This is a genomic window from Flavobacterium sp. (assembly GCF_046317795.1).
Taxonomy (GTDB): Bacteria; Bacteroidota; Bacteroidia; order Flavobacteriales; family Flavobacteriaceae; genus Flavobacterium.
Window position 1 is genome coordinate 1 of sequence record NZ_JBKCVI010000022.1, and the last position, 11,538, is coordinate 11,538.

Annotated in this window: 8 protein-coding genes; 2 read left to right on the forward strand and 6 right to left on the reverse strand. The window is 34.7% G+C overall.

Annotated features, from left to right (window positions below; all coding sequences use genetic code 11):
* The 4 genes from rimK to ACK5ON_RS01510 all read right to left on the reverse strand — a co-directional run.
* Positions 1–1,362: 30S ribosomal protein S6--L-glutamate ligase (gene rimK / locus ACK5ON_RS01495; protein WP_409819196.1), on the reverse strand; the 1,362-nt coding region annotated here is incomplete at its 3' end.
* Positions 1,363–1,446: 84 nt separating this feature from the next.
* Positions 1,447–1,719 carry a Txe/YoeB family addiction module toxin gene (locus ACK5ON_RS01500; protein ID WP_396175918.1) on the reverse strand — a complete coding sequence of 91 codons (273 nt, stop codon included), beginning with the start codon at positions 1,717–1,719 and terminating at the stop codon, positions 1,447–1,449.
* Complete coding sequence (locus tag ACK5ON_RS01505) at positions 1,710–1,907, reverse strand: DUF2683 family protein (RefSeq protein ID WP_396175916.1); 198 nt, start codon at positions 1,905–1,907, stop codon at positions 1,710–1,712. Before ACK5ON_RS01505 ends, ACK5ON_RS01500 begins: the two co-directional genes overlap by 10 nt.
* 22 nt (positions 1,908–1,929) lie before the next feature.
* Positions 1,930–4,473, reverse strand: a complete 2,544-nt coding sequence (locus ACK5ON_RS01510) for an ATP-dependent Clp protease ATP-binding subunit (protein WP_409819198.1) — start codon at positions 4,471–4,473, stop codon at positions 1,930–1,932.
* 265 nt (positions 4,474–4,738) lie between these two features.
* On the opposite strand from ACK5ON_RS01510, the gene gyrA reads away from it, so the two are divergent.
* Entirely contained in the window at positions 4,739–7,303 is a 2,565-nt protein-coding gene (gyrA, locus tag ACK5ON_RS01515; protein WP_409819200.1) for a DNA gyrase subunit A, read from the forward strand.
* 16 nt (positions 7,304–7,319) lie between these two features.
* Complete coding sequence (locus tag ACK5ON_RS01520) at positions 7,320–8,642, forward strand: tetratricopeptide repeat protein (protein ID WP_409819202.1); 1,323 nt, start codon at positions 7,320–7,322, stop codon at positions 8,640–8,642.
* Positions 8,643–8,707: 65 nt separating this feature from the next.
* On the opposite strand, the gene lpdA is transcribed toward ACK5ON_RS01520, so the two are convergent.
* Together lpdA and ACK5ON_RS01530 are read right to left on the reverse strand one after the other, a co-directional pair.
* The gene (lpdA, locus tag ACK5ON_RS01525) at positions 8,708–10,096 is read right to left on the reverse strand and encodes a dihydrolipoyl dehydrogenase (RefSeq protein ID WP_409819204.1); all 1,389 of its coding nucleotides are present in this window, start codon (positions 10,094–10,096) and stop codon (positions 8,708–8,710) included.
* Positions 10,097–10,377: 281 nt separating this feature from the next.
* Positions 10,378–11,538 (reverse strand): ABC transporter ATP-binding protein (locus tag ACK5ON_RS01530; protein ID WP_409819206.1); only part of this gene is annotated, 1,161 nt, incomplete at its 5' end.

Sequence of the window (11,538 nt, forward strand, 5' to 3'; positions counted from 1 at the left end):
TTTAAAATTTTTCTCAATGGCTTTAATCATTTCTCCAGCGATGTCCTTATTGGTGGCACCTTCAATACCTTCTAAGCCGGGAGAAGAATTGACTTCTAATAATAATGGTCCCTTTGATGAACGAATGATATCAACACCTGCTACTTTTAAATCCATAGCTTTTGCCGCTTTGATGGCAATCTTTTTTTCATCACTTGTGGGTTTAATAACACTTGCTGTTCCGCCCATGTGAATATTGGCTCTAAATTCGCCTGGAGCAGCTTCACGCTGAATAGCAGCCACCACTTTTCCATCAACGACAAACAAGCGTAAGTCTTTGCCATCAGCTTCTTTTATAAATTCCTGCACCAATATATTAGCATTCAAACTTTTGAAAGCATTGATTACTGATTCGGCAGCTTTTTTGGTTTCGGCCAAAACCACACCTTTTCCTTGTGTTCCTTCCAATAGTTTAACAATCAAAGGAGAACCGCCAACCATTTTGATTAAATCATCCGTATCCAAAGGCGAATTGGCAAAACCTGTTGTGGGAATATCGACACCGTGATGCAACAATAATTGAAGCGAAAACAATTTATCTCGTGATTGAGTTATGGCTGCCGCCGAATTCAAACAATATACTTTCATAGCTTCAAATTGTCTTGTTAAAGCACAACCATAAAACGTAATACTCGGGCGAATTCTAGGAATAACAGCATCAAAATTATCTAAAATTTTTCCACCGCGATAATGAATTTCGGGTTTGTCAGCATCCAATTTCATGTAACATTCTTTGATGTTCAAAAAATGCATTTCGTGCCCACGCATTTCTCCCGCTTCCATAATTCGCTTATTGCTATATAATTCAGGATTACTAGCTAAGACGCCAATTCGTAGACCCGATTTGTTTACAATTGCATCGATATACAAATTTTTCAGGGTTTCACTTGTGGTTTGTCCCAGTAAATACTTTTGTTCCGGGTCCACTAATATTCTGCCACTCATAGCTTCTCTTCCCAATAACATTCGGAAACCCATAGAGTCACGATTGGTGAGTGTCATTTCAATTTCCCAACTATCGTTACCAATTTTCAAAGTTGTTTGAATTACATAGCGTTGTTCTCTAAAGCCACTCGAACTTTTGACAATGCGTTTGTCAACTAGCTTTGCTTGACAATGAATTACTGTTTTTAGATTATTCTGAATGGGATTGATGTCAAATTTCACCCAATTTTCTTCCTCTTTTAAAAAAGGAGCAATATTAATAGCATGAAGTGCAGAAGTTTTGGCACCTGAATCGACACGAGCTTTTATCGCAGGAATTCCTATTTCGGGGAAAGAACACCATTCTTCGGAACCTAAAATGATTTTGTTTTGTGGCATTGTTATAAATTAAAAAACCACAAATTCACGAATAATTTAAACTAAATTTCATTCGAGGATTTGTGGCTTGTATTTAATATTATTTTATTTGTAATGACCTTTTAGGGATACTATTTCTAAAATTTCAATTATATTTTCTTCGACAATTTGATAAATTATTCGATGTTCATCATTGATTCGTCTAGACCATTTTCCAGAAAGTTCATATTTTAAAGGTTCAGGTTTTCCAATGCCATAATAAGGATGTTTTATAATGTCTTCTATCAATAAAACTATTCTTTTCTGAATTATTTTATTTCCAGATTTTTTCCAAAAAATCAAATCTTTTACTGCATCTGGAGTATATCTTACTTCCATAAATCTTCTAAAGCAATACTAATACCTTTACCATCCCTCAAATCTTTATCGCCTTTTAAAATTTTTGCAACAAATTCTTTATTATAAGGACTTTTAGAATCTTCTTCCATTTCGATATTGAGCGACTTTGCCAATTCTTTTAATAGAGGTAAATGTTTTTTTTGAACTTTTTTGAATTTAATTTCCATAACAACTCAAATTTAAAAATTATTAACTCGTTGGTTTTTCCGCTTTATGAACTGTAACGGTTAACTCTTGAGCCGTTTCGTCTAAATCCATATAGATTTCATCGCCCGAAGCTATTTTGGAAGTAATAATTTCTTCAGCCAAAGCATCTTCGACATATTTTTGAATAGCTCTTTTTAATGGTCGAGCACCAAATTGTTTGTCAAAACCTTTTTCAGCAATAAATGCTTTAGCAGTATCCGATAAATTGAGCTTGTATCCCAATTCTTCTACTCTTCCAAATAGTTTTTTCAATTCAATTTCGATAATCAAATCGATGTCATGTTTTTCTAATGGATTGAAGACGATGACGTCATCAATTCTGTTTAAAAACTCTGGAGCAAATGTTTTTTTCAAAGCATTCTCTACCACACTTTTTGAATGTTCATCAGCTTGCGCTATTTTGGCAGCAGTTCCAAAACCAACACCTTGTCCAAAGTCTTTCAATTGACGTGCGCCAACATTAGAAGTCATGATGATAATGGTGTTTTTGAAGTCAATTTTTCGTCCTAAACTATCAGTCAAATAACCATCATCCAAAACTTGTAGTAACATGTTAAATACATCTGGATGTGCTTTTTCAATTTCGTCTAAAAGCACAACACAGTAAGGTTTTCTTCGAACTTTCTCGGTCAATTGCCCTCCTTCTTCATAACCAACATATCCCGGAGGTGCACCAATTAATCTTGAAATGGCAAATTTTTCCATGTATTCGCTCATGTCAATTCTGATTAATGCCTCTTCTGAATCAAATAATTCTTTAGCCAAAACTTTTGCCAATTGTGTTTTCCCAACTCCTGTTTGTCCCAAGAAAATAAAGGAACCAATAGGTCGATTTGGATCTTTCAATCCAGCACGATTTCTTTGGATAGAACGCGATATTTTCATCACGGCTTCGCTTTGCCCTATTACTTTTCCATTTATCAATTCTGGAAGGTGAGCCAATTTGTTGCTTTCTGTTTGTGCAATTCTGTTCACGGGAATTCCAGTCATCATCGAAACTACATCGGCAACATTGTCTTCGGTTACTTTAATACGATTACTTTTAGAATCTTCTTCCCATTGTTCTTGAGCAATTGCTAAGTCTTTTTCTAAACGTTTTTCATCATCACGTAGCTTTGCTGCTTCTTCATATTTCTGTTTTTTGACAACAGAATTTTTAAGGTCGCGCACTTCTTCCAGTTGACGTTCTAAATCCAAAATTTGTTTTGGCACATCTATATTGGTAATATGCACTCTGGAACCCGCTTCGTCCAAAGCATCAATAGCTTTATCTGGCAAGAAACGTTCCGACATGTATCTGTTGGTCAACTTCACACATGCTTCAATGGCTTCGTCAGTATAAACTACGTTGTGATGGTCTTCGTATTTGTTTTTGATATTGTTTAATATTGTTATGGTTTCTTCGACAGAGGTAGGTTCCACAATTACTTTCTGGAATCGTCTTTCAAGCGCACCATCTTTTTCAATATACTGACGGTATTCGTCTAGTGTTGTAGCACCAATGCATTGTATTTCTCCTCTTGCTAAAGCGGGTTTGAACATATTAGAAGCATCAAGAGAACCTGTTGCGCCTCCAGCACCAACAATGGTATGAATTTCATCAATAAAAAGAATAATGTCGTCGTTTTTCTCCAATTCATTCATGACTGCTTTCATTCTTTCTTCAAACTGCCCTCGGTATTTTGTTCCAGCCACGAGTGAAGCTAAATCTAATGTCACTACTCTTTTATTAAAAAGAATACGGGAAACTTTCTTTTGGATAATACGCAAAGCTAATCCTTCGGCAATGGCAGATTTTCCTACGCCAGGTTCACCAATTAGCAAAGGATTGTTTTTCTTTCTTCTACTTAGAATTTGAGAAACTCTTTCAATTTCTTTTTCACGACCTACCACTGGATCGAGTTTTCCTTCTTCGGCCATTTCGGTCAAATCGCGACCAAAGTTATCCAAAACTGGAGTTTTCGATTTTTTATTGGTTTTATTTGCCGGATTATTAAAACTACCTTCTTTTAAACTGTCATCTTGACCTGAGTCATCATTATAGGATTCATTTCTAGGCAGATTATCTGTAAAATCATCTTCGTTTGGTGTCATATTTAAATATTGTTCTTTAACTACGTTATAGTCTATTTTTAGACGGTGCAATAGTTTGGTTGTTGGATCATTTTCATTTCGTAGAATACACAAAAGTAAATGAGCTGTACTAATTGAATTGGCTTGAAATACTTTTGCTTCCAAAAAAGTAGTTTTCAAAGCTCGCTCTGCTTGACGAGTCAAGTGTAAATTTTTCTTTTCATTGCTAATTTCTACATTTGGATTGGCAGGACTTAAAATCTCTACTTTTTTTCTCAAATGCTCCAAATCTATAGATAAGTTATTCAAAATTGCAATCGCTTTACCATTTCCATCTCTCAGGATACCAAGCATAAGATGTTCTGTACCAATAAAATCGTGCCCTAAACGAAGGGCTTCTTCTTTACTGTATGTGATTACATCTTTTACTCTTGGCGAAAAATTATCATCCATATAATTATATTATTGGTAACGTAAATTTAGTTATAATCTATGATTCTAACAAAAATCATTCCGTCTAAAAGTACTGTCAGCTAATTGACAAAAAAAATGTCAATAAAAAAAGTAGTAAGTCAAGTTATTTATTAACCAAAAAAAGCCCCAATTTTGTTAATAAATCTTTGAAATTTGTAGTAAAAAATAGGTGCTGTTTTTTCTAAATAGACTATATTAGCACGTTTTGAATTTAAACTAATTTTTATAAATAATTTATACAACTATGTCTGACGGAGAAAAGTTAATTCCAATAAACATTGAAGATGAAATGAAATCTGCCTACATCGATTATTCGATGTCGGTTATTGTCTCAAGAGCACTGCCTGATGTGCGTGATGGTTTAAAACCAGTTCACAGAAGAGTATTATATGGAATGTATGATTTGGGGGTTTTTTCTAATAGAGCGCATAAAAAATCAGCAAGAATTGTTGGAGAGGTTTTGGGGAAGTATCATCCACATGGTGATACCTCAGTTTATGATGCCATGGTTCGTATGGCTCAAGAATGGAGTTTGCGTTATTTGTTAATTGACGGTCAAGGTAACTTTGGTTCGGTTGATGGCGATAGTCCAGCAGCTATGCGTTATACAGAAGCCAGAATGAAAAAGATGTCAGAAGACATTATGGCAGACATCGATAAAGAAACGGTTGACTTCCAATTGAATTTTGATGATACTTTGTATGAGCCAAAAGTAATGCCTACTAGAGTGCCTAATTTACTAATAAATGGTGCATCGGGTATTGCGGTAGGGATGGCTACCAATATGGCACCTCACAATTTAACAGAAGTTATCGATGGAACATTGGCGTACATCGATAACAATGATATTGAAATTGACGAATTAATTACGCATATCAAAGCCCCCGATTTTCCTACCGGTGGAATAATTTATGGTATGGAAGGTGTGCGTGAAGCATTTAAAACGGGGAGAGGAAGGATTGTAATTCGTGCCAAAATAAGTTTCGAAGAATCTAATGGAAAAGATGCTATTATCGTTTCCGAAATTCCTTATCAAGTCAATAAAGCTGACATGATAAAGAAAACTGCCGACTTGATCAATGATAAAAAAATTGAAGGTATTTCCAATATTCGAGATGAATCGGATAGAAACGGAATGCGAATTGTGTATGAATTAAAACGTGATGCGGTTCCAAATGTAGTTTTGAATACACTTTATAAATTTACACAATTGCAATCTTCTTTCAGTGTCAATAATATTGCGTTGGTAAATGGAAGACCACAGATGTTGAACGTAAAAGATTTGATTCATTATTTTGTAGAACATCGCCACGATGTGGTTACCAGAAGAACCCAATTTGAATTACGCAAAGCAGAGGAAAGAGCACATATTTTAGAAGGTTTAATCATCGCTTCTGATAACATTGATGAGGTAATTGCCTTAATTCGTTCCTCAAAAGACGGAGATGAAGCCAGAACCAAATTGATTGAACGTTTCACTTTATCTGAAATTCAAGCCCGAGCCATTGTTGAAATGAGATTACGTCAATTGACTGGTCTTGAGCAAGACAAGTTGCGAGCAGAATATGAAGAAATCATGAAATTAATTCAACACTTGAAAGACTTATTGGCTAATAAAGAGTTGAGAATGCAATTGATCAAAGACGAATTAGTAGAAATTAGAGACAAATATGGCGACGAACGTCGTTCAGTTATAGAATATTCAGGTGGAGATGTAAGTATAGAAGATTTGATTGCCGATGAAAACGTGGTCATCACTATTTCGCATGCGGGTTATATTAAACGTACAAATTTATCGGAGTACAAAACACAAAATAGAGGAGGAGTTGGACAAAAAAGCGCAGGAACAAGAGACCAAGACTTCTTAGAACATTTGTTTGTTGCCACCAATCACCAATATTTATTATTCTTTACCCAAAAGGGAAAATGTTTCTGGATGCGTGTTTATGAAATACCAGAAGGAAGCAAAACAAGTAAAGGCAGAGCTATTCAAAACCTAATCAATATTGAAAGTGATGATAAGGTAAAAGCATTCATTTGTACACAAGACCTCAAAGATGAAGAATACATCAACAGTCACTATGTTATTATGGCGACCAAACAAGGTCAAGTGAAGAAAACACCATTGGAACAATATTCTCGACCACGTCAAAACGGAATCAATGCCATCACCATCAGAGAAGACGATGAACTAATGGAAGCCAAACTAACCAATGGTGAAAGCCAAGTGTTAATTGCCGTAAAATCAGGAAAATTAGTTCGTTTTGAAGAAGAAAAAACACGTCCAATGGGAAGAACCGCATCAGGTGTTCGCGGCATTACTTTGGCGGATGATAAAGACGAAGTAATAGGAATGGTATCTGTGAACAAAGACGATATTAATGACACCCAGCTTTTAGTGGTTACTGAAAACGGTTATGGAAAACGAACTAAATTGGTAGATGAAGATGGAGAAGATGTTTACCGTATTACTAATAGAGGAGGAAAAGGAGTAAAAACTCTTAATATAACTGATAAAACTGGTGCTTTGATTTCTATCAATGCTGTGACTGACGAAGATGATTTGATGATTATCAACAAATCGGGATTGACCATTAGAATGGAAGTTTCTGATTTGAGAGTTATGGGTAGAGCTACACAGGGTGTTCGTTTGATAAACATCAAAGAAAACGATTCCATTGCAGCAGTTACCAAAGTAATGAAAGAAGACGAAGTAGAAGAGGTAGCAGGAGAAAATGTTGATGGCGATGACATCAACGATGAAAGCGAAACAGAATCTTCGGATGACAATAATGAACCACAAGAATAATTTAAAATAATACAATATGAAAATTAAACACATCGTATTGACAGCATCAATACTAGTTTCTGTTTCAACTTTTGCTCAAAAGGAGGAGCTAAAAGCATTGAAGAAAATTTATGCTAAAGAGGAAATAAAAGGAAAAGATTTAGTAGAATACAAAGATTTAGTATCTAAAGTAGAACCCTTAGCAGTTGAAGAAAGTGACAAAATTTATGCTAATTTCTATAAAGTAATGACACCAGTATTAGAGTCTTTGGCCGTTGATAAAACGATGACACCAGTTCAAATACAAGCGGCATTAATGAAATTGGCTAGTCCAAAGGCAATAACAGATTTAGCAACGGGTTTAAATGCAACGCTTGATTTTGAAAAGAAGACAGGTAAAAAGGTTTATACTGATGATATTAATGAAACAATTACTTCTTTCAAGCCAGAACTTCTACAAGCCGCAAAAGCTTTAGGTAATTCAAAAAAATATAAAGAAGCTTCCGAAATTTTGTATTCCATTTATTTATTAGATAAAAAAGATCAAGATAATTTATTTGATGCTGCTAGCTATGCAGTTAACGCGTTAGATTATGATAAAGCATTGGATTATTACAATCAATTGAAAATACTAAACTATACGGGAGAAGGAACTCTTTTATGGGCAACTAATAAAGCATCTGGTAAAGAAGAAACTTTCAACACTAAAAATGAAAGAGATATTTATGTTAAATCGGGCACTCATGAAAAGCCAAGAGATCAAAAATTACCATCTCAAAAAGGAGAAATTTATAAAAACATTGCTTTAATATTAATTGAAAAAGGAAGAATTGAAGAGGCAAAAGCAGCAGTAGCCGAAGCTAGAAAAGCAAATCCAAATGATAAATCCCTTATTTTAACCGAAGCCGAGTTGTATTATAAATTAAATGATTTTGATACCTATACCCGACTTGTAAATGAAGCTTTAGCAAATGACCCTAATAATGTTGACTTAGTTTATAACTTAGGTGTTATAAGTTCAGATGGAAATAAATTGGAAGATGCCGAAAAATATTATAAAAGAGCTTTGGAAATTGATCCTAATTATTTCAATGCCAATTTGAATTTAGCGGAATTAAAACTAAGAGGCGATGAGAAATTTGTTACTGAAATGAATAAATTAGGAACTTCTGAAAAAGACAACAAACGCTATGAAGTATTGAAAGCAGAAAGAGAAAAGAATTTCAAATCAATTTTGCCTTATTTAGAAAAAGCTGTTGAAATAAAACCTGATAATGATGCTGCTAAAAGAACGTTATTAAGTGTTTATAATGCTCTTGAAATGACAGATAAATACAAGGCATTAAAAGCAAAAATGTAAAAATCAAAACAATTGTCCCGTCCTAAATAATCTGTATCGATTATTTAGGACGGGGAAAAAATATTTTATAAGTGGATCACTTCGCCATAAGCATCGGCAACGGCTTCCATAACAGCTTCGCTCCTCGTTGGGTGAGGATGAATCGCTTTTAGAATTTCATGCCCAGTTGTGTCTAGTTTTCTTGCCAAAACTGCTTCTGCTATCATGTCTGTAACTCCAGCGCCAATCATGTGACAACCTAACCATTCACCATATTTGGCATCAAAAATTACTTTTACAAAACCATCTGGAGTTCCTGCCGCTTTTGCTTTTCCTGAGGCGGAGAACGGGAATTTTCCAATTTTTAACTCGTATCCTTTTTCTTTAGCTTGTTTTTCGGTTAAACCGACTGATGCAATTTCTGGTGTAGCATAGGTACAACCCGGAACGTTTCCATAATCGATTGGTTCAACATGCAAACCAGCAATTTTTTCAACACAATTTATTCCTTCTGCCGAAGCAACGTGTGCCAAAGCTTGTCCAGGCGTTACATCGCCAATAGCATAATAACCGGGAATATTGGTTTGTGAATAGGCATTTACTACAATTTTATCTTTATCGGTTGCAATACCAACTTCTTCTAAACCGATGTTTTCAATATTGGTTTTAATTCCAACCGCCGAAAGCAAAATCTCTGCTTCCAAAATTTCTTCGCCTTTGGCAGTTTTCACAAATGCTTTTACACCTTTTCCAGAAGTATCGATTTTTTCGACAGAAGATGAGGTCATGATTTTTACACCTGCTTTTTTCATAGAACGTTCCATCTGTTTAGAAATATCTTCGTCTTCAACCGGAACTATATTTGGCATAAATTCTACAATAGTAACTTCAGTTCCCATCGCATTATAGAAATGAGCAAATTCTACTCCAATAGCACCAGAACCCACAATAATCATAGATTTTGGTTGCGTGGGTAACGTCATTGCTTGGCGATAACCAATTACTTTTATTCCATCTTGGGGAAGATTTGGCAATTCTCGAGAACGAGCACCTGTGGCAATGATAATATGGTCTGCTGAATATTCGGTTACCTTTTTATTAGCATCGGTCACATCAACTTTTTTACCAGCTTTTAGCTTACCAAAACCATCAATAACATCGATTTTATTTTTTTTCATTAGGAATTGAACACCTTTACTCATTCCATCAGCAACATCTCTGGAACGTTTTACCACTGCATTAAAATCTTTGTCAAATTCTTTGATGGTTAATCCATAGTCGGAAGCATGTTTTAGGTAATCAAAAACTTGAGCCGATTTTAACAATGCTTTTGTTGGAATACAACCCCAATTTAAACATACACCACCCAAACTTTCTTTTTCAATTACGGCTACTTTAAAGCCCAATTGTGACCCGCGAATAGCAGTAACATAACCACCTGGACCACTTCCTAAAACTATAATATCGTATTTCATTTTTTGCGTATTTATTTATTATTTGTACAAAATGCATTCGCTATCGCTCGTGTCATTTTGTTCTTGTTTATTTATTATTTGTACAAAATGCAGTCGCTATCGCTCGTGTCATTTGTTCTTGTTTTTTTATTATTTGTAAAAAATGCAGTCGCTATCGCTCTTGTCATTTTTTTCGTATTTATTTGTTGTTTGTAAAAAATGCAGTCGCTTCCGCTCGTATCATTTAATATAAATTTTTATGTATATTTAAGACTGCGAATTTAAGGATTTATTTTGAAAAATTAACTCTCTAAAACAAACTGAGAATCATATAAATTTTTATAATAACCTGCTACTTTGTTTACCAATTCTTGATGTGTTCCTTCTTCCACAATTTGCCCTTTATGCATAACAATAATTTTATTGGCATTCATAATTGTTGCCAATCGATGAGCAATGATAATTGATGTTCTTCCTTGTGTAATTCTTTCGGTGGCTTTTTGAATTAATTCTTCGCTGTAAGTATCTATGGAAGAAGTAGCTTCATCCAATATCAAAATACTAGGATTACTAACATAAGCGCGAAGAAATGCAATTAATTGACGCTGTCCTGATGACAACATTACGCCACGTTCTTTTACGTCAAAATCATAACCACCAGGAAGTGTTTTTATAAATTTGTGAACGCCAATTTTCTTAGCTGCTTCGACAACTTCTTCTCTTGAAATAGCAGGATTGTTGAGTGTAATATTATTGTGAATGGTATCAGCAAAAAGGAAAACATCCTGTAAAACAATCGCAATTTGAGCCCGTAAACTTTCTAATTGGAAATCGTTTATATTTTGGTCATCAACATAAATAGCACCCGAATTGATTTCGTAAAAACGATTTAATAAATTAATGATAGTTGATTTTCCTGCTCCAGTGGCACCAACAATGGCGATGGTTTCACCTGATTTTAGGGAAAAATTGATTCCCTTCAGCACTTCTTCATTATCAATATAACCGAAGCGAACATTTTCAAAACGAATGTTTCCTTGGAAATGACTTGCCACTTTTGTGCCATCTATTTGAACATCAGCATTGCTATCCAAAATATCAAAAACCCGATTGGCTGCAATCATTCCCATTTGCATCTCATTGAATTTATCCGCAATTTGGCGTAATGGGTTAAACAACATTCCTATAAACATAGTATAGGAAAACAAATCGCCAAAAGTGGTAAATTTATCGCCATCCAAAATATGAAAACCTCCATACAATACAACAGCTCCAAGTGTTAGCGAAGAAATAATATCAGCAATAGGGAAGAAGATAGAGTTATAAAAAATGGTTTTTATCCAAGCTTTATTGTGCTTTTGATTGATTTCTTTAAACTTTTCAAATTCAATAGCTTCTCTGTTGAAAAGTTGTACGATTTTCATTCCTGTGACACGTTCTTGAACAAATGTATTCATATTGGC

What these genes read in the sequence shown, in the direction of transcription:
- ACK5ON_RS01500 (WP_396175918.1), bottom strand. Translation starts at nt 1,719, where the DNA reads ATGGAAGTAAGATATACTCCAGATGCAGTAAAAGATTTGATTTTTTGG.
- ACK5ON_RS01505 (WP_396175916.1), bottom strand. Translation starts at nt 1,907, where the DNA reads ATGGAAATTAAATTCAAAAAAGTTCAAAAAAAACATTTACCTCTATTA.
- ACK5ON_RS01510 (WP_409819198.1), bottom strand. Translation starts at nt 4,473, where the DNA reads ATGGATGATAATTTTTCGCCAAGAGTAAAAGATGTAATCACATACAGT.
- gyrA (WP_409819200.1), top strand. Translation starts at nt 4,739, where the DNA reads ATGTCTGACGGAGAAAAGTTAATTCCAATAAACATTGAAGATGAAATG.
- ACK5ON_RS01520 (WP_409819202.1), top strand. Translation starts at nt 7,320, where the DNA reads ATGAAAATTAAACACATCGTATTGACAGCATCAATACTAGTTTCTGTT.
- lpdA (WP_409819204.1), bottom strand. Translation starts at nt 10,096, where the DNA reads ATGAAATACGATATTATAGTTTTAGGAAGTGGTCCAGGTGGTTATGTT.